This is a genomic window from Dactylosporangium sp. NPDC050688, assembly GCF_040654515.1.
GTDB lineage: Bacteria > Actinomycetota > Actinomycetes > Mycobacteriales > Micromonosporaceae > Dactylosporangium.
Genome location: NZ_JBFAIC010000012.1, coordinates 35,776 through 57,597 on the forward strand (window position 1 = coordinate 35,776; position 21,822 = coordinate 57,597).

General features: G+C 72.1%; 20 protein-coding genes and 1 pseudogene. 9 read left to right on the forward strand and 12 right to left on the reverse strand.

Translation table 11 applies throughout. The features are described 5' to 3' along the window. The first annotated feature begins 1 nt into the window (after nt 1). From AB0H83_RS14270 to AB0H83_RS14285, 4 genes are all read left to right on the forward strand, one after another. Nucleotides 2-1,171: a hypothetical protein gene (locus AB0H83_RS14270; protein ID WP_360092340.1), complete on the forward strand. Its 1,170-nt coding sequence runs from the start codon at nt 2-4 to the stop codon at nt 1,169-1,171. A gap of 109 nt (nt 1,172-1,280) precedes the next feature. Further along, on the forward strand, nt 1,281-2,666 hold the full coding sequence (locus AB0H83_RS14275; protein ID WP_360092343.1) for a phosphatidylserine/phosphatidylglycerophosphate/cardiolipin synthase family protein: 1,386 nt from the start codon (nt 1,281-1,283) through the stop codon (nt 2,664-2,666). Between the two features lie 31 nt (nt 2,667-2,697). After that, nucleotides 2,698-3,270, forward strand: coding sequence for a hypothetical protein (locus tag AB0H83_RS14280; RefSeq protein ID WP_360092346.1), 573 nt, complete (start codon nt 2,698-2,700; stop codon nt 3,268-3,270). Between the two features lie 41 nt (nt 3,271-3,311). Then, nucleotides 3,312-3,980: a hypothetical protein gene (locus AB0H83_RS14285; protein ID WP_360092349.1), complete on the forward strand. Its 669-nt coding sequence runs from the start codon at nt 3,312-3,314 to the stop codon at nt 3,978-3,980. 49 nt (nt 3,981-4,029) lie between these two features. Here AB0H83_RS14285 and AB0H83_RS14290 read toward each other — a convergent pair whose 3' ends face one another. From AB0H83_RS14290 to AB0H83_RS14300, 3 genes are all read right to left on the reverse strand, one after another. Next, complete coding sequence (locus AB0H83_RS14290) at nt 4,030-4,281, reverse strand: helix-turn-helix transcriptional regulator (protein ID WP_360092352.1); 252 nt, start codon at nt 4,279-4,281, stop codon at nt 4,030-4,032. A 44-nt stretch (nt 4,282-4,325) separates the two neighbouring features. After that, complete coding sequence (locus AB0H83_RS14295) at nt 4,326-5,432, reverse strand: nucleoside hydrolase (RefSeq protein WP_360092355.1); 1,107 nt, start codon at nt 5,430-5,432, stop codon at nt 4,326-4,328. Nucleotides 5,433-5,655: 223 nt separating this feature from the next. After that, nucleotides 5,656-7,065: an MDR family MFS transporter gene (locus AB0H83_RS14300; RefSeq protein WP_360092358.1), complete on the reverse strand. Its 1,410-nt coding sequence runs from the start codon at nt 7,063-7,065 to the stop codon at nt 5,656-5,658. A gap of 96 nt (nt 7,066-7,161) precedes the next feature. On the opposite strand from AB0H83_RS14300, the gene AB0H83_RS14305 reads away from it, so the two are divergent. From AB0H83_RS14305 to AB0H83_RS14320, 4 genes are all read left to right on the forward strand, one after another. Next, entirely contained in the window at nt 7,162-7,749 is a 588-nt protein-coding gene (locus AB0H83_RS14305; protein ID WP_360092361.1) for a TetR/AcrR family transcriptional regulator, read from the forward strand. A 133-nt stretch (nt 7,750-7,882) separates the two neighbouring features. Next, on the forward strand, nt 7,883-8,086 hold the full coding sequence (locus AB0H83_RS14310) for a hypothetical protein (protein WP_360092364.1): 204 nt from the start codon (nt 7,883-7,885) through the stop codon (nt 8,084-8,086). Nucleotides 8,087-8,223: 137 nt separating this feature from the next. Then, the gene (locus tag AB0H83_RS14315) at nt 8,224-8,532 is read left to right on the forward strand and encodes a hypothetical protein (protein WP_360092367.1); all 309 of its coding nucleotides are present in this window, start codon (nt 8,224-8,226) and stop codon (nt 8,530-8,532) included. Next, the gene (locus AB0H83_RS14320) at nt 8,529-8,888 is read left to right on the forward strand and encodes a ribbon-helix-helix domain-containing protein (protein ID WP_360092370.1); all 360 of its coding nucleotides are present in this window, start codon (nt 8,529-8,531) and stop codon (nt 8,886-8,888) included. Before AB0H83_RS14315 ends, AB0H83_RS14320 begins: the two co-directional genes overlap by 4 nt. A gap of 573 nt (nt 8,889-9,461) precedes the next feature. Here AB0H83_RS14320 and AB0H83_RS14325 read toward each other — a convergent pair. Continuing rightward, nucleotides 9,462-9,659, reverse strand: a complete 198-nt coding sequence (locus tag AB0H83_RS14325; protein ID WP_360092373.1) for a hypothetical protein — start codon at nt 9,657-9,659, stop codon at nt 9,462-9,464. Nucleotides 9,660-9,848: 189 nt separating this feature from the next. Beyond that, nucleotides 9,849-11,126 (reverse strand): annotated as a pseudogene (locus AB0H83_RS14330) (amidohydrolase); the annotation flags it as partial. A gap of 148 nt (nt 11,127-11,274) precedes the next feature. Between AB0H83_RS14330 and AB0H83_RS14335 the strand changes: the two are divergent. Then, nucleotides 11,275-11,451 (forward strand): thiazolylpeptide-type bacteriocin, encoded by a 177-nt coding sequence (locus AB0H83_RS14335; protein ID WP_360092376.1) that lies wholly within the window; start codon nt 11,275-11,277, stop codon nt 11,449-11,451. A gap of 182 nt (nt 11,452-11,633) precedes the next feature. Here AB0H83_RS14335 and AB0H83_RS14340 read toward each other — a convergent pair whose 3' ends face one another. From AB0H83_RS14340 to AB0H83_RS14370, 7 genes are read right to left on the reverse strand one after another with little or no spacing between them, the layout of a single operon-like run. After that, nucleotides 11,634-13,577 carry a TOMM precursor leader peptide-binding protein gene (locus AB0H83_RS14340; RefSeq protein WP_360092379.1) on the reverse strand — a complete coding sequence of 648 codons (1,944 nt, stop codon included), beginning with the start codon at nt 13,575-13,577 and terminating at the stop codon, nt 11,634-11,636. Then, complete coding sequence (locus tag AB0H83_RS14345) at nt 13,574-14,329, reverse strand: ABC transporter permease (RefSeq protein ID WP_360092382.1); 756 nt, start codon at nt 14,327-14,329, stop codon at nt 13,574-13,576. Before AB0H83_RS14345 ends, AB0H83_RS14340 begins: the two co-directional genes overlap by 4 nt. Next, nucleotides 14,326-15,252 carry an ABC transporter ATP-binding protein gene (locus AB0H83_RS14350; RefSeq protein WP_360092385.1) on the reverse strand — a complete coding sequence of 309 codons (927 nt, stop codon included), beginning with the start codon at nt 15,250-15,252 and terminating at the stop codon, nt 14,326-14,328. The genes AB0H83_RS14345 and AB0H83_RS14350 overlap by 4 nt, the downstream gene beginning before the upstream one ends. After that, a complete protein-coding gene (locus tag AB0H83_RS14355; protein WP_360092388.1) occupies nt 15,249-16,445 on the reverse strand; it encodes a peptidase M50 in 1,197 nt (398 codons plus the stop codon). The genes AB0H83_RS14350 and AB0H83_RS14355 overlap by 4 nt, the downstream gene beginning before the upstream one ends. Then, entirely contained in the window at nt 16,442-17,497 is a 1,056-nt protein-coding gene (locus tag AB0H83_RS14360) for a thiopeptide-type bacteriocin biosynthesis protein (protein ID WP_360092391.1), read from the reverse strand. Before AB0H83_RS14360 ends, AB0H83_RS14355 begins: the two co-directional genes overlap by 4 nt. Further along, nucleotides 17,494-20,214, reverse strand: coding sequence for a lantibiotic dehydratase (locus tag AB0H83_RS14365; protein ID WP_360092394.1), 2,721 nt, complete (start codon nt 20,212-20,214; stop codon nt 17,494-17,496). Before AB0H83_RS14365 ends, AB0H83_RS14360 begins: the two co-directional genes overlap by 4 nt. Nucleotides 20,215-20,222: 8 nt before the next feature. After that, nucleotides 20,223-21,818 (reverse strand): nitroreductase family protein, encoded by a 1,596-nt coding sequence (locus AB0H83_RS14370; RefSeq protein WP_360092397.1) that lies wholly within the window; start codon nt 21,816-21,818, stop codon nt 20,223-20,225. Nucleotides 21,819-21,822 lie beyond the last annotated feature (4 nt).

Sequence of the window (21,822 nt, forward strand, 5' to 3'; positions counted from 1 at the left end):
GATGGAGCACCGCTGGGAAGCCGCCCCGCCGCGCCTGCCGAAGGGCGCCACCGCCGAGGTGGTGGAGGCCCTGCTGCCGATGCACCTGTGGCGGGCGCCGGTGCTGCGGCTGGTCACGCACGGACTGTCGGTCGTCGAACGGTTCATCATCGAGGCCGCCGTCGAGCTGCGGGCGCTCACGGCGCAGGACGTCGGCGCGGTGACCGGGCTCCCGACTGAAATCACCGCCCGGGTGATCGCTCAGCTCACCGCGGCCGGGATCCTGTCGGTGCGCCCCGACGGCGCGGCCGAGCCGGTGTTCCCGGCCGCGACGGACACCCTTGAGCGGGCCGAGCTCTACGAGCTGCGCGAGACCTGGCTGACGTTCGCGTATCTGCCCCGCACCGCCGACCTCATCGCTTTCGACGGTGGGCCCGGCACGGCGGCAGCACCGCAACTGAACCGGCTGGCACCGGCGTTCGAGGCGCCGATGCCGGCGGACGTGGCCGGGCGGCCCGCCGCCGAGTTCCTCGACGAGCGCATCCGCACTGGAACGGTCACCGGGATGCCGGAGTGGCTGCACGCCGCCGTCGCCGACGGCGCCACCCTGCCGGCGACGTGCCCGGCGTACCGCTGCGTCGGGCATCTGCGTCGTGGCCAGCCGCCGAAACTCCGGCTGGTCGACGCGAAACGGCCGGAACGGGCCCAGCCGCTCCCGGTCGCCGACGCCGCGACAGGCCTGGCCGAGTGGCTCGCCATGCTCGGCGACGCGGTCGACGGCGCCTTCGACCGCTGGGGCCGGCTCGCCCGCGAGTCGCCGAACGGCCCGCACCGCACCTTCGCCATCGGCGCCGACCTGGCGCGGGCCGTCATGCACGACGGCCTGCCGCTGAACCGGCCGTGCGGGCTGATGGTCCGCGACGAGGAGGCCGTCGTCACCCAGCCTGTCGGCCTCACCCCGGCGGACCCGGCGGCCGAGGCCGTGTTCACGCTCGACCACGCCGTCGCGTCGGTACTCGCCGAACCGCTCGACGGCCTCGGCCTCCACACCCTGGCCACGGCGGGCGCCCTGGCCGCGGCCGCCTACGGCGCCGAGCCGGAGGCCGAGGACATCCGCGCTGAGCTGTGGCGGCGCCGCCACTTCGTCCACGTCTACCGGTTACGGGCCGCCAATGACTTCGCCTACGACTGACCTCGGTGCGCTCACGGTGCCCGGCGGCTACTTCGTCCGGCGCCGGTCGCCAGCGCGGACTCCGTTCCCACCGGCCGAGGACACGGACACCGGACCCTACCGGCACAGCGTGACCTACAGCGGCGGCGGCTCGACCACCCGCGCCGACGTCCTCGACCTCATCGACGGGGCCCGGGAGAAGGTCTTCGTCGCCAGCTACTTCATCGGCGACGAAGACCTTCGCGAAGCGCTCTGCCGTGCCGCCGCCCGGCTGCGTGGTGGCGTGTACGTCATCTCCGCGATGACCGAGCGGGACCTGGAACGGGCCATCAATGAAGTCGGCGAGCACCGGCAGGTCGACGAGAAGATCGAGCGGAAGCGGTTCGAGGAACTGACCCGGCACGGCATCGCGGTACGCGCATACGAGGGCTGCCACGCGAAGTTCGTGGTCGTCGACGACCGCCGGGCGCTCGTGTCCAGCGCGAACCTGACGACCGACGGCCTCGACATCACGGGCGAGAACGGCGTGGTCATCGACGACCCGGCCGACGCCGCAGCGGTCGCCCGCCTCTTCGCCACCCTCTGGCACGGCGCGAACTACGAGGTGGCGATGACCGGCGTGCCGGACGTGCGGCGGCGCACCGCGGCCGGTCCTCCGGTGACACTGCCCGAACCCGCCACGGAAACCGGCCCGATCTGGACCCTGCACCAGCAGCACCACATCCTGGACACGATCCACTCGGTCATCGCCTCGGCCGAGACGTCGCTGGTGCTCGCCACATTCAGCCTCGACGGCCTCACCGGGCGCCCGGACCTGCTCGTCGACCCGCTGCGGGCGGCGATCGACCGTGCGGTCGACGTACGGCTGCTGCTGCGTGGGCGCAACAACATCCAACGGCACGTGACCGATGCGGCGACCCTGCACGAGCTCGGCGTCCGCCTGTACCCGTGCCGGCGCAACCACGCCAAGGGAGTCATCGCCGACGGCCGCCGCGGCGCGCTGTTCTCGGCGAACTTCGACGCCACCCACGGGCTGGTGAGCGACGTCGAACTGGGCATGCGACTCGACGGCACCGCAGCGTTGGCGGAGGCGCTGCGATACTTCGAGCACGCCATCGCCGAACGCGACCTCGACTACGTCGTGGACCCGCCAGCCGCCCTGCTCGCCGAGCACCTCCACGCGCACCAGCTGCGCCGCTGGCCGCTCGGCGCCGAACTGACCCTCACCGGGCCACCGCCCGAGCTGACCACCGGCCCGGTGCTGTTCACCGGTTCGAAGGACCGCCTGACCCTGTACGCCGGTCGCCGCAGCTGGAACCTGGTCCCCGACGGCGACGCGTACCGCCTGAAGCCGGCCGAGGCATCCCGCCGCTCCGCCAGCGAACGGCTGTCGAGCTGGCTCACCGACCGAGGCGACCCCCCGGAACCCCGCGGCATCTGCCCCGCCCGACTCGTCGCCGCCGGTGACCCCGAGAACAGGATCGCCGGAATCCGGCGGTTCGACAGCTTGGACTGAATGTCCGAGTTCACGGTCGAACCATCAACGGTTGCCTACCGAGAACCAACCGGACCTCGACGCCCACGGGTGGTGCTGGGGCAGCAACAACCCGGGGCAGCTCGGCACCGGCGGCAGCGCCGCCGCCTGGTCCGCCGTGCCGGTGCCGGTCGCCGGCGGCCAGGCATTGTCGCTGCTGTCCAGCGGGATGGTGCACGGCTGCGGCATCAACAGTGCCACCAATCTGTACTGCTGGGGCTTCAACGCCGCCGGCCAGCTCGGCATCGGCACGACCGCCACGAAGAACCTGCCGCAGCTCGTCGGTGCCGACTGGTGGAGAGCCGTTGTGGCCGGCGACAGCCACACGTGCGGCCTGACCGTCGCCGGGCTGCGGTGCTGCTGGGGCCTGAACATCGCCGGGCAGCTCGGGACCGGCGACTTCACCGACCGCAAGGTGCCCGCCAACGTGCCAGGGGAAGGCGTCTGGGCGGCGCTCGCCGTCGGCACGTACCACAGCTGCGGCATCCGCAGCGGCGCGGAACTGTACTGCTGGGGTGACAACCGGTTCGGGCAGCTCGGCACGGGCACCACGGCGCTGTCCAGCGTTCCGCAGCCGGTGCTCTGAGCGCTGCGGGGTTCGAGGCGTCGATCATCTAGGATTCGCGCGTGACCAGCGACCGGTGGGCCGTGACGGACCGGCTGCGCCGGTCCGTCGGCGTCCTCACTCTCTGCACCGTCCTCGTCACCGGGGTCGCGGCCTGCACCCCTGGCGAGGGCACCACCGCCGGCCCGGCCCCGGCCGGGTCCAGCCCGTCCCCGAGCGCCGCGCCCGCGACCGGGTCGCCGGTCGGGTCGCCGACCGGGCCGGTGAGCGCCGAAGCCCAGGCGGCGCAGGCCAGCGGCGCGCCCGCCACGCCTGCGGCGACCAGGACCACCGGGCCGGCCAAGCCGCCGGCGCAGACGACGGCGCCGGCGCAGGGCGGCGGCGGGCACGTCACGAGCGCCTCGATCAAGCTGTTGCAGAACCGGTCGGGGGAGCCGGGCGACTGGTGCACCTCCAGGACCGACGCGGTGGTGCAGTTCCGCCTCGTCTTCGACGGGCCCGGCACTGCCAGCATCCTGGTGCGCAACAGCGACGGCCTGTCCAGCGCGATCCGCGACCTTCGCAGTCTCCGCGGCGAGTCGCTGGGCGGCGGCGGGCACTACGCCATCAGCATCAGCAAGGACCAGCTGCACCGCACGGTCCAGTTCTGGGTCGAGGTCACCTCGCCCAACCGTGTGACGTCCCCGCGCGCCACGTTCACGGTCGACTGCGCCGGCTTCGTGGATCGCTGACACCCCCGGGGGACGGGACCGCCCGGGGTGCGGCCGCGAAGGGCCCCGGCTATGGGCCGGCGCGCAGGTACGCCAGGGTGGCCAGCACCCGCAGGTTGACGCTGCGGCGGTCGAGGTCGGTGGCGTCGGTGAGCCCGAGCTTCTCCGCGATGACGGTGAACTGCCGTTCGACCGTACTGATCTTGACGTTGAGCTCCTGGGCGATCCTGCGGTTCGAGCGGCCCTCGGCGACCATGCTGAGCACGCGCCGCTCATGCGGCGTCAGGCTGTCCAGCGGGTTCGCGGCCCGGTGGCGCCCCATCAGCCGGCTGATGACGGACCAGGCCGCGCCCTCCCACCATGGGCTCAGCGTTCCAGCAGGGTGGCGAGGAACTTCGCGTGGTCGTAGCCAACGGTGATGAGGACGCCGGAGCCGGGTGCGAGCCGCGATCCCCACGCCCCGCGTTCGCGGTACAGGTCCACCTCGGCCCACTGCGCGATCGACGGGTCGATCGCGCAGCACGCCGCGAGCGGGTCGTGCAGCATCTTGCCGTGCGGGTCCGCCGACTCGCGGTGCTCCCTGGCCGGTGGCATCGCCCGGCAGACCGGCACGGCGTGGGCGGTGACCGCGACGAGGTCGAGACCGCGGGCGGCGGCGCCGGCGATCGCGTCGTCGCGCCCGGTCAGGGTGAGCGTGCCGTCGTCGCCGGCGAGTCGTACCTCGGCGGCGGTGATCGCCGTGTTCCGCGGCGGTGCGGGGCGCGGGGCATGGCTGTCCAGGTATTTGTCCATGCCCTGCCAGATCAGGCCGAGGGAGGTGGCGCGGTCGCGCACGGCGGCGACCTCGGCGTGCAGCGCACGGTCGTAGACGACGCCGTGGCAGACGTTCTTCGACACGAACCGTTTGCGGCCGATCGTCTCCGCCGCGATCACCGCGAGCGCCGACCTGCTGTCGCCGTTGAGGTTGTACGAGGGGCAGGTCGCCAGGCCACGGAACTTGTCCAGCTGGCGGTCGGACGGCACCACGCCCGCACCGGCGAAGCCGCCCTGCACGACGACCTCACCGAGCTGGAATCCGGGCAGCTTCAGCGCGCCGCCGAGGTTCTTCAGCGGCGCCCCGGTGACGAGGGTGCTCGAGGGGCCGCACAGGTCGCGGAGCAGCTCAGGCCCCGGCGCCGCGTCGGTCGACGGCGGCATGTCACCGAACGCCGCGTAGTGCCACGACGAGACGCAGGCGCCGCGCTGTCCGTGCCGGCCCTGCCCCGGGTCCCGGACCGTGTGCGCGAGGTTGAACGCACCGACCGGAATCGAACGACCGAACCAGTCCAGCGCCCGCCTGACCACCCCGACCTGGTCCGGCGTCCCCGGCGTGACGGTGACACCGACCAGGTTCACCCGCGGATGCCCGAGCAGGAGCAGCAGCGTGATGAAGTCGTCCGGATCGCTGGTCTCCATGTCCCAGATGAGGTCCATCCGCCGCCCCCGCTCGTCATGCCCCGCCGACGCCGTCGGGGCACCTCAGGGTAGGCACCTTGTCCGAGCCCGTCATGCGCATTCCGGCGGCGTGCTCTGGCGACCGGGTGGATCTGTACTTGTCGTCGCCGTTGCACGTCGTGCCGACGTCGCTGCGGATGTAGCGCCAGACGATGCTGACGCCCGTGACCTCCGGCGCCAAACGCAACAGCGCCCTCCTGCGCTAGGACAGGGCATCGACCCTCGGCTGCTTGGCGGGGAGGGCGACGGCGGGGATGACCGCGACCGCGGAGATGCCGATCGCCCACCAGAACGCGCCCCGGAAGGCGTCCGTGGCGCCGTGCTCGACGAGCGACTGCAGCACGACGGCGACGATCGCGGTGCCGAACGAGGCTCCCACCTGCTGCACGATGCGGGTGTTCATCGTGGCGTGCGGGATGCCGCCCGGCTCGATGTCCTGGTAGGCGACGGACATCGGCGGGATCAGCACCGCCCCGATGCCGAGGCCGCGGATCAGCAGCACGGCACCCAGCCACCACAGGCTGGTGCCCGGCCCGGCCAGCGCGAACGGGACGGTGGCGGCGGTGGTGAGCAGGAACGCGCCGATCGTCACGGTGCGTGCCCCGAGCCGGTCGACCAGCTTGCCGACCAGGAAGCGGGCGGCGAGGGCGCCGACGCCCTGCGGGATCAGCAGCAGCCCGGCGTCCAGGACACTGTCGCCGCGCAGCTGCTGGTAGTAGAGCGGCAGGAGGAACATTGCGGCGTACATCGCCGCGCCGGCCGTGAACAGGACCGCGGAGGCCGTGCCGAGCGACCGCAGCCGCAGCAGCCGGATGTCGACGATCGGCTCCCGGTCGCCGGGTCGCAGCGCCCAGGCGATGAACGCGGCCAGCAGCGCGGTCCCGGCCAGCAGTGGCACCAGCACCCTGGCGTGGCCGATCCCGCCGTCCGCGGACAGCTGCGAGAGCCCGAGCAGGATCCCGGCCAGGGCGGGCGCGAGCAGGCCCAGGCCGAGCCAGTCCAGACGGCCGCGCCCGGCTCCGGCCGCGGGGCGATCGGCCGGCAGGTGCTTCCACGCGAGCAGCAGCCCGACGGCGATCACGGGCACGTTGACGAGGAACAGCCAGCGCCAGCTCAGCCAGTTGAGGATGAGGCCGCCGAACACCGGGCCGAGGATCGGGCCGAGCGCGATCGGCAGGCTGACGGCCGCCATCAGCGAGCTGCTGGCCCGCCCGCCCGCGGCGCGCACAGCGAGCGTCTGCATCAGCGGGAAGATCAATCCGGCGCCGAAGCCCTGCAGCACCCGGAAGCCGATGAGGCTGGCGTCGTTCCACGCCACCGCGCACAGCACCGAAGCGAGCACGAACAGCAGCAGCGCCGCCATCCAGACCCGCTTGCCGCCCCAGCGGCGCTCGGCCCACCCGGTGATCGGGATCGCCACGGCCATCGCCAGAAGGAAGCCGGTGGTGACCCACTGGATCGCGCCGGTGCTCGAGTGCAGCTTTACGACCAGCGTGTGGATCGCCAGCGTCACCATCGTCGAGTCGAGGATCGCCGCGATCCCGCCGACGAGCAGCGCCAGCAGCGCGTACTTGACCTGCGGCGACAGCGTCGCCGGAGGGGCCTCCGTCATGGTCATCGTCTCGCCCGTCGTCTAAGAGAGGAATGCATCTCTTAGAGAGGGTAGGGTCGCGCGATAGGGAATGCAAACCTTCCTTATACTGTGCTTATGACCACCTCTCGCCGACGCGGACCCGAACTCGAGGCCGCGCTGCTGGACGCCGCCTGGGAGGAACTGGTCGAGGCCGGCTACGTGAAGCTGACCATGGAGTCCGTCGCCTCCCGGGCCGGCACCGGCATCGCCGTGCTGTACCGCCGCTGGGCCAACAAGGACGAACTCGTGCTCACCGCGATCGAGCGCCACCGCACCAGCCACCCGGTCGAACTGCCCGACACCGGCACCCTGCGCGGCGACCTGATCGCCGCGCTGACCGGCATGGGCCAGACCCGCGCCACGTTCTTCGCCGTCACCGCGGCCGCCGCCTTCTCGGGCCTGCTGGCCGGCACCGGACTCACCCCCGCCGAGGTGCGCGACCGGATCCTGGGCAATCAGCCGCTGTTGCGCAGCCGGACCATGTACCAGCGCGCGCACGACCGCGGCGAGATCAACCTGGACCGGATCCCGGCCGCGGTCCTGCGCATGCCGTTCGACCTGGTCCGCCACGACCTGTTCATGGACCTCAAACCCGTGGAGCCGGCCCGCATCCGCTCGATCGTCGACGAACTGTTCCTGCCCCTCGTCCGGGTCATGCGCTAGATCGGCCAAGGCGTCTCGTACCGTGTCCCCGGCCGCAGCCGAACCGCCGGACTTTGGACGGACGGCTGCCGACTCCTGCTCTGTGGCCACGCCGATCCGCGACTGCGTTGCAGCGTGGGTACGGGGTCGGGTGGTGGCGGTCGCGGCCGCCGGAGACGATGGCCGTCCGCTGGCGGCGGCCGTCGGCGACGGCGGGGATCGGCTGCTGGCCTGGGACGTGGTTGCGGACGTGGTGACCGCGGTCGTGGTGTCCGACGCGCGTTGCGTGGCGTTCGGGGACACCGCCGGCGGTCCGGTGCTGGTGACCGGACATGCCGACGGTGCGCCTCGGTCGTGACGCCGGCGCACTGATGCGCTGCCACCGCGTGTGCGCCGTCCGGCGCCGTGAAGCCACCGAGTGTCTGGCCGAACTCATTGCCGTCATGATCGTGCCAAGGGTGATGGTCAGCGCCGTCCTTGTCAGCGCCACGCTCCGTGTATGACGTCGTGTACGGTCTGGTTTGTGGTGGGCGGGAGCACCTGTGGACGGATGAGGGCCTTGCTGTCGCCCGTCGTCGCAAGGTTGCCCTCGAGGAGGTCGATCAGGCGCTGCACGCTCCGCCGGGTCTGCGGTTCGAGCGGCGGATCGGCGACCTGCTGCTCGTCGTGATGGGGATGGCCGGCAGCGGCCGCGTTGTCGCGGTCGTCTGCGAGCAGATGTATCGCACCACGACGTATCGGATCTTGAGCGTGAAGGCCCTAGCGGGTGCGGAGTTGGATGAGTGGAGGAGGCGAGTGCTGTGAGCGGTCCTGACTTCGAGCGGATGTCCAAGGACGAGGTTGTCGCGTGGTTCGACGCCTCGGAGGATGTGTCGCCGCTGCTGTCCGCGGTGGAGCCGGTCGCTGATGGGGTTGTCTCCCCGGCGGCGGACGGGCCGATGGCGATGATCAGCATTCGGCTGCCGGTCGCGATGGTTGAGGAGTTGGACGGTCTGGCGGACGCGCAGCAGGCGCGGCGGTCCGATGTCATCCGGGAGGCGCTTGCGGCCTACATCAGGGAGCGGACCGCGCCGGTGGGTCCTGACGATGCGCAGCGGGCGCTCGAGGTGCTGAGGAAGGTTGTCGCCGGCAGGTTCGGCAACCAGGCCGAGGCGGCATAGCCGCAGGGGCTCTCGGCGTGGACTCCTATACTTTGCCTGTGGTGACCTGGGAGAACGTGCTTGAGCATGTCGCTGGGGCCTCCGACGACTGGGGTCAAGGGGTCGTGGGTTCGAATCCCGCCGTCCCGACAATCTGAGGGTTTCTGCAGGTCAAGCCACCTGCAGAAACCCTCATTTTATTCTTCTATTTGAATGTCGGGTCAAGCATGTAGCTGCTGGACCTCTTGACTTGGCTTGTTCGGTTCCAAACGACCTGGAATCGGTGCATGTTCTTGCTGGTTAGGGGCTTGTGCTCTCGTGTCTGCCTTCGCGTGGCCTAATGATCAGACACCTTGACGTTGCGCCCGAATGGGTCAAGGTGTCTGGCCCCGCCGGATCATGACTTCGGCAGATGGTGACCCAACATGGCGTTGGTGAACCGTTGCGGGCACGCACCGCCCTCGATGAGATCCTCAACTCGCTCGCCGACCACCTCGCAAAGATCACACCGCCAGCCAACAACACATGACAGCAATCTAGACACGCCATTCAGGCGCAATTCAGCAACCCGAGTGGGACACCAGGTGGCCGGGCTCAATCGGTCGTGCGCGGCGCCTGCTCCATCCGATCGACCCGCGCCTGCAGGTCGGCGAGCTGGGCCGACTCGGCCCGGGACTGGACCTCTGGCCCGGCGCGGGCCTGCGCCCGCCGGTGCCGCAGGATCAGCCAGGTCAGCGTGATGGCGAGCCCGGCCAGGATCCAAATGAGGGCGATCAGCTCGTAGAACTTCACCGTTGTCTACCTAACTCGCCCGGAGGCGTAGCTCGCGAGGGAGGAAGATCCGCTTTCTGCCGGAAAAGTAGGACATGCCCGCTACCCATTCAATCGGCCCGATCCGGCACCTCTCCCGCCGCCTTCGGCTCCGGCCCCCGGCGACGGAGCCTGCGAGGGCGGGGGCAACGGCGCCGACGATCGCGGATCTGTGGCGAGCAGCGTCCGGGCGGCAGCCACCAGGGCCATCACACCAGCTGGCAGCGCCAACTCGATGCTCGGCGCGAAGGCCGGGCTGTGGTTCGTCGGCAGGTTGCCGAGCTTCTCGGCCGCGCTCGCGCCGGGCGCGGCCCGCCACTGGCGTGGCCCGACGGTGCCGAGCATCCAGTAGCTGCTCGGCATCCCCCCGGCGGTCAGCAGCGGAAAGTCCTCCGACGCCAGGGAGGGCGGCCACCAGCCGACCCGCTCCGGCCCGAACACCCGCTCGTGGGCGGCCCTCACCCGAGCGGTCGCGGCCGGGTTCCCCACATAGGCGGGGGTACGCGAGACGACCCGTATCGTCGGCTCGCGCGGGCTACCGGCGGCCTCGCAGGCGGCCCGGACGGTGCGGTTCACGCTGCTCAGCACGCGGTCCAGCGTCGGCTCGTGCAGCGCCCGGATCGTCACCCCGAGGGTGGCGTGCTCGGCGATGACTCCCGGATGATGGCCGGCACGCAGCGTACCGACGGTGAGCGCCACCTGGTCGGCCGGGCTGACCTGCCGGGCCACCACGGCCTGCAACTGCATGACGATGTTCGCGGCGAGCACCACTGGGTCCACGCAGAGGTGCGGGGTGGCGGCGTGTCCACCCCGTCCGGGCACGCTGATGTCCAGGGTGACGCAGCCGGCCGTCATCGGCCCGGTGCCGTGGGCGACCATGCCCGCCGGTAGCGGGGCGGCGTGCTGGGCAAGAAGCAGGTCGGGACGGCCGAACCGCTCGTAGAGGCCGTCGTCGAGCAGCGCCGCCGCACCCCGCATGGTCTCCTCGGCCGGCTGCCCCAGGATCAGCAGCGTGCCCCGCCAGCCGTCCCGGTCCCGGGCCAGGTGGCCGGCGGCGCCGACCGCCGCGGCCAGGTGCAGGTCATGCCCGCAGGCGTGCATGACGGGTACGGTCCGGCCGTCGGCGTCCACGCCGGTGGCGGTGCTGGCGTACGGCAGGCCGGTCTCCTCGGCGACCGGAAGCGCGTCCAGCTCCGCCCGGATCAGCACGGTCGGGCCGGCCCCGTTGCCAAGGACGCCGACGACGCCGTGTCCGCCGACTCCGGTCGTGACCTGGCAGCCGATCTCCCGCAGCGCGGCCGCGACGCGGGCGGCGGTGCGCTCCTCCATCCCGGAGAGCTCCGGATGTGCGTGCAGGTCACGGTAGAGCCGGGTCGCGTCGGCGACGATCTCCGGATCGACCGTCGGGCCGGTGGGGTGGGTGGCGCTCTGTGCTCCGGGTGGTGCCATGGCGTCAGCCAAGCCCAGGCCGCTGTCACTGCGCTGACATCGGATGACAGCGGTTTGCGACGGTGACCGTGGGCGATCGGTGAGCGCGCTGGGGTGTACTTGCGGCGGGCCGGACGAGCCGGCCGGACACCAACTGTTAGGAGCCACCATGGCGCCCGAGACCGACCTCAACGCCCTCGCCAAGGAGATCCTGGAGCTGGAGTCGGAGACCTTCGCGATCTCCGACTACGCCGACGCGTCCGAGGCGATCCTCGCCTCCTGCTCCTCGTCGGGCACTACTTCGACCTGCAGCAGCACCACCTCCACCACCAGCTGCTCGGCCTGAGCCACGGCGGCGAGACGTCGGGCCGCCCGTGGGCGGACCGACGTCTCTGCCTGCCCAGCGCGGTGCCCACCACCGGCGCGGACCCGCCTGTGCGTCCCGACGAGGCGCGATCAGGATCCATCCAGCAGGCCGTCGCCGGAGACCTCGCGGGCAAGGCTTCAGGCCCACTCGCGACACCGGCGCTATGGGAAGGGATGCGGTACGAGGCGGAGGTCGGCGTCGGCGAGGTCGGCGTCGGCGAGGCCCGCCGCCGCAGGCGCGGTTCGCAGCCGCAGCATGTGCGGAGCCCGCTGCCGGATCCAGCCGAAGTCGATCGGGAGCAGGCCGGGCACGATCATGCAGACCGAGCGGAGCCCGACCGCCTCCTGCTCCGGCGTTGTCTGGTCGACCATGACTGCCTCGAATCCCCGCATGCCCAGCAGATCGAGCACCCGGTGCAGGTCGTCGCGCAGGTCCCGGGTGCCCGGGGGCCGGTATCCGGCGAACACCTGCCCGGCGGGGAGCGTGTCACCGCCGTCGAGGTAGCTCTCGGCGTGCACCGCCATCTGTGGCAGGCCGAAGAGCGCCGAGTGGTCCGGCAGCCGGCGGACCAAGGTGTAGTCGTCGGCCATCCGCTCCAGCTCGGCCCGGCGCCGACGCACCGTGCCGGGCTGGTGGGGGATGTAGGTGAGTGTCTCGGCGAGCGCGCCGGCGACCGCCTGCTCCGGGTTGACGTGCGCCGCGGCGGCGAACGACAGCAGACCGGGACCGCCGTCATGGCGGACGGCGAGGCTGGTGACCACGGGTACGTCGAGGTCTATCCGGTTGTCGAAGGCGTAGAGGCGGTAGCCCTGCAGCTCGGCACGGTCGGCCATCGCACGCACCGCCGGCGGACAGGTGTCGAGGTCGATCCGGGGCAGCGTCAGGTTGCCGTACCAGGCGAGCAGGAACGCGTCGCGCTCGATCAGCTCCAACAGCCCGAACAGGGCGGCCTCCTCCAGGCAGCTGCCGGTGGCGCAGCCGCTGGAGGAGGAGAGCTGGAAGGTGTCGCCCGCGGCCGGCGAGCTGTAGAAGCAGAGCCGGCGGGGCACCAGCAAAGGCTTGCCGGTGTGCAGGTTCTGCCCCCACACCCAGGGGATCGGCCGCTGCGGGTCGAAGCGGCGCAGGATCGGGTCGGCGTCGTACACCGCGTCGGGGTAGCTGCCGCAGCGGTCCGGGTGCAGCGCCTCCGCACCGAGGTCGACGTACGCGGCGACGACCGGGGTGACGTTGCGCCGCCGGTGGGTGCCCGCGTAGCGCTCCAGCCCTTCCAGGTAGGCCAGCGAGCGGCTCGCGTCGTAGCCGCTGGACTGGCCGCTCCAGGAGACGTCGAGCAGCCCGCCGTAGCCGCGGATGAAGACGCTGCCGGTCACCGGCGCGGTGGTCGGTGAGGTGATGGTGAGCTGGGTGCCCGCGCCCAGCGCGCCGCAGACCGGGTTGACCAGTGCGGCCTCCGGCAGCGGATAGCTGCCCGGGGCGCGCAGCCGGTACGCGTCGGCGCGCGGCTTGGGCCGCGGCTGTTGCGCAAACACCGGACCGTCGTCGGGGGTGTCGGGCTGAGGGACGGAGCAGCTGGGGCAGCACGGCTCGGCCAGCACCGGGTAGCTGCGTACTCGCAAGCTGCCCAGGTCGAGCTGGCTGACCCGGGACAGCGGGGTGCTGTGCCGGTCCCAGCTCGGCGGCGGCGGCAGCGGCGGGCCGGCGTGAACGGCGCGGTAGAGGTCCCAGACGGTGTCGAGCTGGTAGGCGGTCAGAGGCGGCCACGGACCGGCGGCGGTCATCTGGTCACCGACCTCCAGGGCGTCGCGTTCGCTGCGGGTGCGCAGCCGCTGCCACCGGATGGCCAGGCAGTGCCCGCAAGCCCGGCCCGCCACGCCGCCGGACGGGCCGATCAGCACGGCGGTAGCGCTGAGGTGCACGGTGGCGTCGCGCCGGTCGAACTCGGCCGCGGCGGGTGCTGCGAACGCGTCGGCGTCGCCCAGCGTCACCACCCGCGGTTCGCCGCCCACCGGCTGCGCCGTCCAGCGGCGACGCAGGTGCACCCGCAGCCGAACCGCGGCGGCGGAGAGCGGGGCCGGGCGCGCTGCTGCCGCCGCGGCGGCGGTCATCGGTCGTTGCTCCAGCGGAAGGTCCGCACCCCGATGACCACGAACACGGCGGCGAAGGCGACCAGCGCGGCGCAGGAAAGCAGGTAGTCGTTCATGGTGCCGAAGCTGGTGAAGGCGTACGCCATGCCGTCGTTGACGTAGCGCAGCGGCAGCGCCCGGGAGATCCCCTGCAGCCAGCCCGGCATCAGCTCGAGGGGGTAGAACGAGCCGGAGAGGAAGGCCATCGGCACCACGATGCAGTTGGCGATCGCAGCGACCGCCTCCGGGGTGTTCGCCCGGGAGCCGACGATCAGGCCGAGGGCGAGGAACGCCGTCACCGCGAGCAGCATGATCGGGATGGAGAGCGGCCACGTCGAATCCGGGCGCATGCCGAAGACCGGCAGCATGGCGACGCCGACGAAGAGCAGGCTCTGTGCCACCCCGATGCCCAGCGCAACGACGTAGCGGGAGCCGATCACCGACCAGATGCTGGTCGGCGAGAGCCGAATGATGCGCAGCAGGTCGTCGTTGCGCCACTGCATCAGGGTGAACGACACCCCGAAGAGGGCGGCGCTGGCCAGACCCCAGGAGAGCACGCCCGGGGCGATGTAGTCGACGTAGCCACGGCCGGTGTCGCCAACCTCCTGACCACGGAAGATCAGCCCGAAGATGACCAGGAAGACCAGCGGGAAGGCGAAGGTGAAGAAGAGCGTCGTGGCGTCCCGGACAGTGGCCTTGTAGGTGGCTCGGGAGAGTGCGGCGTATGCGCTCATGCCTGCGGCGCTCCGATCAGTTCGAGGTAGACGTCTTCCAGGGTGGCCGGCCGGGTCTCCACGTCGTCCAGGTCGGCTTCGGCGCCGAGGGCGGCGAGCACCCGGGCGGCCTGCGTGGTACGCAGCACGAGCGCGTCGTCCTCGACGCCGACTCCGTCGACGCCGTCGAGGCTGCTGGCCTGCTCAGGGCTGAGCCGGCCGGCGGGGACGACCAGGCGGGTGCCGATGCCGGAGCGGGCGATCAGCTCACGAGGGCTGTCGAGGGCGAGGACTCGTCCGGCGGAGAGGATCGCGACCCGGTCGCAGAGCCCCTGTGCCTCGTCGAGGTGGTGGGTGGTGTAGACGATGGTCTTGCCGATCGCCTTGAGCTTGCGCAGCATCTGGCCGAGGTCGCGGCGGGCCTGCGGGTCCAGCGCGGCGGTGGGCTCGTCCAGGAAGATCACCTGCGGGTCGTGCACGAGCGCCGAGGCGATGGCGAGGCGCTGGCGCTGACCACCGGAGACGTTGGTGACCCGGACGTCGCCCGAGTTGGTCAGCCCGACCAGCTCCAGCGCCCGCTCGGCGGCGGTCTGGGGGAGACCGTAGAGGGCGGCGACCGTCACCAGATGCTCGCGGGCGGTCAGCCGGGTGAAGAACGCCGAGCGCTGGGTCTGCACACCGATCAGGGGCAGCAGGTCGAGGTTGCGCGGGGCTGGCGACATGCCCAGCACGGTGACGCTGCCGGTGTCGGGAGTACGCAGGCCCTCGATCATCTCGATGAGTGTGGTCTTGCCCGCGCCGTTGGGGCCGAGCAGACCGAAGAACTCACCGCGGTCGATCGAGATGGAGATCTCGTCGACCGCCCTCACCTCGCCATACGACTTGCTCACAGCATCCAGCACAATCGCTGGACCGTCGGTGGGTGACATCGGCTCGCCTTTCACTGGTTGTCCTGATGGAGTGGTTGCGGCGGGGTCCGGTCCGCGGTGCGTTCCCGACGTGGCCGGGCCAGCCAGCCGGCGATCGTCAGGCCGACGATCGCGGCGGGCGGGACGTAGGCGAGTGCGCCGAAATCGGGCTGGAGCAGAGCGCCCACGAAGAAGATGACGACGCCGGCGACCACGGCGACCGCGAGCAGCCACCACACGGCGAAGAGTCCGAGGCAGACCGCGGTCCGTCGCGGGTATCGCGGGCCGGGTCGGCGCAGCAGCCGCCGGGGCGCCGTCGTCAGGTAGCGGCGGCTCTCCGGGGCCAGGTTCAGCAGGCCCAACAGGTGGCTGACGATCTTGTAGCCGTCCAGCGGCGGCAGGGGAATGACGTTGACCAGGGTCTGGGCAGCGCCGACCAACACGTACGCGCTGAAAAGCCGGTCGGCAAAGGCACCCGGCAGCGCCGTGAGGACCGCGCCGACGAGCAGCAGGACCAGCCCGTTCGCCACCCCGCCGGCCGCCGCGATCATCACCTGTTGAGACCGCCGCGGAAGGTAGAGGTAGTCCTCGATCTTGCAGGTGAGGGTGATCAGGTTGATCCGGCTGACGGTGGCACCGAAGTGGACGGCAACAAGCGCGTGGGCGAACTCGTGCAGTGCCGCGCCGAACCAGGCGAGCAACGCCAGCGCGACCAGGCTGAGCGGGGCGGTGAAGGCGGGGCGGGCAGCCTGCCAGAGCGGGTCGAGTCGCAGCCCGGCCACCGCTATCAGGGCAGCGACGAGCACGGCGAGCAGCGCAAAGACCGCCGGGTGCAGCAGCCACCGCAGCCGGCGCGCCCACCAGGCCAGCGCGGCGGGCCGCACCTGGCGGGCCGCCGCGCGCTCGTCGCCGCCGGGCGCGGCGCCCGGACCGGCGGGGTGCGCAGACAGCAGATCGCGCTCGTGCAGCAGCCACAGCAGCCGGGTCCAGTGCTCGACGCCGAGGCGGCGACCGTACTCGGTTGCGTACTCGGCGCCGACCTCGGCGAGGGACCGGACGCCGTCGAGGCGGCGCATCAGGAACTGCTCCTTCGGCGTGATCTCGAACGCCCGGCCGCTGCGCCGGTCCTTGACCAGGTAGACCGTGTCGGGGCCACGCTGCAACGGCCGCGAGAAGATCAGATCTTCGCGCAGCCGGGGGCGCTTGGCCAGCACGCCAGAACCGGTCATGCCGGCACCGCTTCCTCGCGCAGCACCCGGGCAAGCAGATACGACAGGTATGCCTCGTCGCGGATCGTGGCGTGCAGCCGGTTGTTGGTCATGTGCAGGTAGGGCGAGAGCAGCGACGCGATCGCCTCCCCCGGGTCGGTGATGACCCGGTCGCCGCCGCTCCACGCGCTGACGGTCAGCTCACCGGCGGCGGCCAGCGCGAGCACCTTCTCCCGGAGCTGGACGGCGTGCTCGGCCCAGCCGCGCAGAAACCCGGGCAGGCGCTGGGTCTCGTCCTGCGCGACGAGGGCGAGGATCTGCCGCACCCGGCGGCCGAGCTCACCGGCGACACTGTCGTACATCCGGGTGTACTCGTCGACGCCGATGAGGCTGGTGCCGGCGAACGCCCGGTGCCAGAAGTGGTGATACCGGTCGAGGAACCCGACCAGCTCCTCCCGGTCGGGCAGAAAGGTGCCGGCGAGCACCGTCATCAGCTGCGCGGCGGTACCCAGCAGCACCGGGCGCAGGTGCAGGTTCATCGACGAGATGGCCCGCAGCACGATGTCGCTGGAGTGCTGGAAGTGCCACTCGGCGACCTCGATGCCCGCCGGCCCGCCGTACTTGCCGTACTCCGGCTCGTAGGGCCGGTAGGTGTAGGAGTTGTTGGGTTGCAGCAACATCTGCCCGTTCGCGTCGACCAGCTCCGCCGGCCGCCCGTCGGGAAACTCCAGCGCGAAGAGGATGTCGTAGAGCTCCCGCAGGTAGCCGGTTCCCATCGCGTACAGCGCGGGGCGGGTGGCGAGGAACCGGCTGACCGCCGCCTCGGCGCACGCCCGTACCGCCGGCTCGTCGGCCGGGGTACGCGGCCGCAGCCGCAGCCGCACGTGTGGCCCCTCCAGCCAGTAGTTGATGAAGAAGTGGCCGGCGAGCAGGTTCTGCTCGGTCAGCTCTCGGATCAGCGGCGCCACGCACTCAACCAGCAGCGGCTGCGGGTTGGCCGCGTAGAAGACGTGCAGCGCGAGCCACTGCCCGCGCGGGTCGGCGGCGTGCTCGGCGCCGGCGGACGCGGTCATCGGGTCTGCCTCTCCTCGGTGTGGAAGGTCTCCACGGCCAACTCGCTGACGTGCCCGCCGCGCTCGCCGTGAGCGGCCAGCTCGTCGGCGGCGGGCAGCAGCTCGCGCAGTACGACCCGGTCGCCCGGCCCGTCCAGGGCGGCCCGCAGCGCCTGCATCGACAGCGGGCTGCCGAAGTCGACGTACTGCGGCTTCGGGTTGCTCACCAGCCGGCCCGGGTCTGCCGGGTAGGTGGTGGCGAAGACCTGCTCGGGCACGCCGTGCCGGGCCCGCCACCGGCGCCAATCGAGGAAGGCCGCCGGATCGGCGCCGGGGTCGCCCGTGTCCGGCAGGTCGCGTACCCGTACCGACCAGCTGCGGCGGCTGAGCACGACGTTGCCGGCGCGCAGCCGGGGCCGGGTGGTGACCCCGTCGGCGGTGGCCGCAACGGGCACCCCGCGCCACACATCGAGGCGCACCATCGACGCCGGCGACAGCAGCAGCAGAGTACGCGGGATCTGCGGCAGCGCCATCGGCACCAGGTAGCCCAGGTAGACGGCCACGACCTCCTTGTCGAGGCGGGTGGAGCGCAGCACGATCCGGTCGGTTTCCGGGTCGTGCACCAGATAGAGGTCGTCGAGGGTGAGCTGCCGTTCGATCGGGACGCTGCTGGTCTCGCCGGGGCAGACGACGACGTAGTCGGTGAGCCTGGCGTGCAGGTTCAGGTTGGTGGTGGCCGCGCCCCCGGTCAGCTCGGCGAAGACCACGCCCGGCGGGGCAACCTCGGCCGCCTGGGCGCGCAGCCGCTCGGCGAGGGTCGGGGTGTCGGCGTCGAAGCAGTGGGTGAACCGGCTGAACGGGAAGGAGAGCCCACCGAAGGACTGGTTGAGCACCAGCAGCGGGTCGGGTTCGCGCAGTGCCAGCTGGACGAAGTGCCCCTGCGGGTGGACACCGCGGGTGGTGTCGCCGAGCAGCGCCCCTACCTCGTCGAGCAGCTCGGCCGGCAGCAGCAGCTCGGTGCGCTGCGGGTCGGCGGCGGCGAGCGCGGCCAGCCGCCCGGCGAAGAGCTGCCGGGCCTGGTCGAGCGCGGTCATCTCGGGTCGGCCCAGCCAGTTCTCCTCCGGGGTGTAACTGCCGTCGTCGGCGAATGGGCGGCGCCCCGCGGTGTAGGAGGAGTACTGGTCGTAGAGGTCGTCGTGGAAGTCCTCGACCAGCCGCAGCAGGTCGTCGCAGCGGCCGCCGACGCCGAACCGGGCCAGGAAGAACCCGTGGAACATGATCCGGTGCGGCAGGTTCTGGTCGAAGGCCGGCAACACCCGCTCCACGGCGGCGAGGTCCGCGCCGATCAGCCGCTGCCAGGGCCCGGCAGCGACGGCGACGGGTTCGCCGGCGACCCGGCTGTCCTCGTAGAGCAGCGTCTGCGGCAGGGTCGGGTTCTCCTCGCCCAGCGACTGCATCGCCGCGCGCAGCGCGGCCCGCAGCCGGTGCAGCAGCTCGCGGCGCTGCCCGAGGTCGCCCTGCCGGTAGGCGTCGACCAGCTCGGTGATCTCGTGGATCCGGCCGGCGAGCCGCTCGGCCCACGGCCGGTCGAGCTGCCTCAGGGTGCCGGCGACCACCCGGATCGGGTCCGCGACGTGTACGTCGGTGTCGAGGCCGACAAGCCGGAGCATGCCCAGCCGTAGCAGCGTCGACAGGTACGCCTCGCCGGCGGGTCGCTCGGCCCCGGTCCACGCGCAGAGCCGGTCCACCAGGTCGGCGCAGCGAATCGCGCCGCGCTCCTGGAGCAGGGCGGTGAGCTCGTCCAGGATGCCGCTGCGGCGCAGGAAGAAGAGCCCGTCGCGGACCGAGTCGAAGCTGACCGCGGCGCTGTCGTCGCCGGCGGTGACCCAGTGCCGCACGTAGCGGATCCGGTCGGCGTCGCGGCGCCACCCCGGGCTCAGCGCCACCGACAGGTCGCCGCGCCGCTGCGGGTCAGCGCTGATCAGGTCGGCGAGCCGGGCGACCAGGACGACGTTGAGCCGGACGTGCCGCTGCCACTGCTCGCTGACGGTGCACCCCAGCCCCGACCCGGTGTCGGCGAACCGTCCCAGGGCGACCGCGGTGAAGGTGCTGAACGGGCTGGTCTTGCACGCGGTGCGGTACAGGTAGGAGAGCAGCGAGCGCTCGACGCGGCGGGTCCGCTTGTTGGCGGGCCGGGTCAGGTCCGGCGGGGCCCCGGCGGCGAGTTGCTCGTCGAGGGTCGGTGAGGCGAGCTGGAGCCCGCCGCGCAGGCGCGGTTCGTCGGCCAGCCGCCACAGCTGCGCACGGGCCCGGTTGACGTCGGCGGCGAAGATCGAGCCCCCCTCGTCGTACCGCCGCGCGAGCCGCGCCCGTTGCTCCAGCCAGCGCTGCACGACGGGCAGGGCCTCCGGTCGGGTCTGCTCGACCGCGGCGAGCGCCGGCTCGGGCGCGGCCGGCAATACGTTGTTGAAGATCTGCCGGCGCAGCGTCAGCAGCCGCCGCCGGACCGACTCGTCCTCGTTGTCGTTGACCAGCTCGTAGAGGAGTTGACTGAGCTGCGCCCCGTCGGCCGCGAGCCGGTGCTCCAAGGCGAGCACATCGTCGGCCCAGGTGCACGCCGTGGGGCAGCGCAGCGGATCAACCGTCGACAGTGGCAGGCCAGCGATCCGGGCGGTGAAGTAGGCGCCGGTGCGCCACCCGGCGGGGGCAGCGCTGCGCGACGGGCTCTGCGACAGCATGGCCGGGGTCACCTCAGCTCGTAACGGTAGTCGCCGAGCTGCCCGCGGTCGTTGCCGGCGAGCATGATGAGCAGCGGGAACTCGCCGCTGCCGGTGAGCCCCAGCTCCTCGATGTAGGAGACGCTGTCGAATCCCAGCGCGACCCCCGCGCCGAGGCGCAGCGCGGCGGCGGCGGTGTAGAAGGTCTGGGCGATCGCGCCGACGGTGGCGTTGACGAGGTTGTAGCCCCGGTCCCCGGTGGCGTCCAGCACGGCGTGCGTACGCACCGTCGGGACGAGCACGACTGCGGCCTGCTCCAGGTTGTAGTTGGCCAGGAAGTAGTTGCGTTGCAGGAACGCCCCCGGCGGGCCACCGGTGACGGCGACCAGGCTGTGCTCCTGCGGGTCGTACACGTATTCCCCGGCGGGCACGCCGGTGACGTGGTTGACGAAGGCGTAGATCCGGGCCAACGCCCGGTCGTCGGGACCGTCTATCTCGGACCGCACGGTGCTGGCGGCGGTGGCGCGCAGCAGCGCGGCGAGCTGCTCCGCCGCCATCGGCCGGTGGGCCAGGAACCGGCCGAAGCTGCTGCGGCGGGCGGTGAGGGCGGCCTCGACGGGCAGCGTCATCGGCGCGGCGGTGGGCAGCGGCAGGCGGGTTCCACCCGGCGGCGCCGGGTGGGCGGCGGCGGGCGCCAGCGCCCCGGTGGGCGGCCGATCGACCGCCGCAGCGGTGCTGCGGTTGATCTGCTGCAGGGTATCGAAGCGGAGCACGGTCCGCGACCGTTCCTGGTCGCGGTGGCGGACCCGGACGGTCGCCGGCTGCGGCGCCGGCTCGCCCAGCCCGGCCGGGGCGGGCGCGGCCCAGGTCAGGGGCACGACGGCGAAGAGCGCCTCGTCGTCGGGGGCGAGCCCGAGCAGTTCGGCGACGGGGGCCTGGTCGAACCAGAGGACCGGCCGGATCTGCCGGCCTTGGGCGCCGGCCCAGAGCCGCCAGGTCTGCAGCGTCGTGCCCACGTCCATCGACACGGCGTGGTACGAGAAGTTGTTGTACTTGAAGGCGTTCTGCCAGTACTTCACCCCGATGACCAAGAACTGGCTGGCGGGGCGGGGCGGGTCGACGGCCACGTTCACCCGGGCGCTGACGTCGCCAGTGAGCAGCCGCTGCATCGCGTGCCGGGCGTGCGCGTAGTAGTAGACGCCCGGGGTGACCCCGGCGCCGGGCCCGGCGATCCAGTAGACGCTGCACGGGTAGAGGCCGCCACCGGAGGCGGTGCCGCGGTGCCAGTTGGCGTGCGCGTATGACGGCAACGCGGCCAGGTCGGTGTTGGCCTGGATGCCGAGCCGCCGTCCGAGCAGCCCGTAGGAGTGGTGCAGCAGGCCGGCCAGCAGCGGCAGCGTGAACGGCTCGTCGGCGTCGCCCGGACCGCGCAGCGCGGTGTCCAGGTCGACGCCGGCTCTCGGCGGGGCGGGCAGCCCGAAGGTGCTGGCCTGCGGGTAGTACTTGCTGCGGCGGGGTGCGTCGTCCCAGTTGGGGGTGAAGTCGACCGGAGGCATCGGCTCACGGCCGCGGCGCAGAATCGCGGTCGCGTACGCGTGGGCGAGGCCGGGATTTTCAGGCGTCATGGCA